The organism is Harryflintia acetispora, from assembly GCA_004340125.1.
Taxonomy (GTDB): domain Bacteria; phylum Bacillota; class Clostridia; order Oscillospirales; family Ruminococcaceae; genus Harryflintia; species Harryflintia acetispora.
In genome coordinates this window covers 1-1,443 of record SLUK01000021.1, presented here as the reverse complement: position 1 = coordinate 1,443, position 1,443 = coordinate 1, and the positions used below count along the sequence as shown (strand labels likewise).

The 1,443-nt window shown below is 55.2% G+C and carries 2 protein-coding genes; one reads left to right on the top strand and one right to left on the bottom strand.

What is annotated here, in order from left to right:
• On the bottom strand, window positions 1-301 hold a 301-nt coding region (locus tag EDD78_RS13835), incomplete at its 3' end, for a cysteine-rich VLP domain-containing protein (RefSeq protein WP_207668689.1).
• 332 nt (window positions 302-633) lie between these two features.
• On the opposite strand from EDD78_RS13835, the gene EDD78_RS13830 reads away from it, so the two are divergent.
• Complete coding sequence (locus EDD78_RS13830; RefSeq protein WP_132085323.1) at window positions 634-1,443, top strand: helix-turn-helix domain-containing protein; 810 nt, start codon at window positions 634-636, stop codon at window positions 1,441-1,443.

Sequence of the window (1,443 nt, the reverse complement as noted above, 5' to 3'; positions counted from 1 at the left end):
GGGGAACGAAAGCCGTTCCGCACTCCGCGCACTGCTTCGCGCCGTCCGAATGAAAAATCTCCGTTTCCAGCGCCTCGTCCTGCGGCAAAATCGCCCACCGAAACCATGTACAGCAGACGGAATGGGAAATCATCTGCGGACAGGCGCGGGCGTCCCCATCGTCCAGCAAAAGGCAGTTGCCGCCGTCGTAGTGACAGCAGGTGTTCCGTATGAGCGCACGCGCACGCTTTCTCTGCGCCGCCTTTATGCGAGGCAGAGAGCCGCCCGGCCCTCGCTCGATCGGTTGTAGTTTTTCTTTCATACAGTCCTCCGCTTTCTGTCGTTTCCGTATCGTTGCCGTTCTCCCCGAAAGCCGTTCCTGCCCCATTCCTGCGGCGTTTCCCGGCGTTGGTACGCTCCCCCGTGCTTCTGGCGTTTCGCCCAGAAGCCGGCTTCATTGCGGTACTTCCCCTGCCGGTGGTATCTCTCTCGGACGGTCATTCACTTGTGCTTGTTCATCGATGAACAACCAAAGTATATCGTCTTTTGACCGTCCGTCCCGTATATCCGAAAGGTTGGAAATCGACCCGAAAAACAAGAATTTCCACGCTTGTGGAAATATGTGGTATAATGGAAAAGAAAGGGGCGGCGGGAATGAATGTGACCTTGACGATACAGGAGAAGCTAAAGGACTTGCGCACAGAGCGGGGCTTGACGCTGGAGCAGCTGGAGAAGCAGACGGGCATTTCCCGGTCCGCGCTGGGACAGTATGAAACGAACGAGTATAAGGACATCAGTCACACCAGCATTGTGACGCTGGCAAAATACTATGGCGTGCCTACAGACTACCTGCTGGGCATGACGGAGAATAAAAAGCACCCAAACGCCGATCTTGCAGACCTGCGTTTGAGTGACAAAATGATAGAGCTGTTAAAGAGTGGCAGAATTAATGCCCGCCTGCTCTGCGAGATGGCGGCGCACCCGGATTTTGTCAAGCTGCTGGCCGACATCGAAATTTATGTGGATGGGATCACCACCATGCAGATACAGAACCTCAACGCATGGGTGGATGTGGCGCGAGAGGAGATCATGGAGAAGTATAGGCCGGGAGAGGATGACAAGACCATGTATCTGCTGAACGCCTCCCATGTGCAGGAGGGCGAGTATTTCAGCCGCCGGGTGCATGACGATATAGACGGGATTATGGAGAGCCTAAAGGAAGCGCACAAGAGAGACAGCACCAGCGCGCCGGAAAGCCCTGTCGCCGAAGAGCTCAAAAAGGATTTGGAGGAGGCAGCGAGCTTCAAAGGGAGCGAGCTGGAACGGCTGGTCATGATTTTTTGCAAACAGACGAGACTGAAATACAACCGCTTGACGGAGGAAGAAAAACAGTGGCTTGTCCGAATCGCGCATAAGTCCGAGCTGGCGAAAAGCCCGATCAGCCGGAGGGGCAAGAGGCGGTAA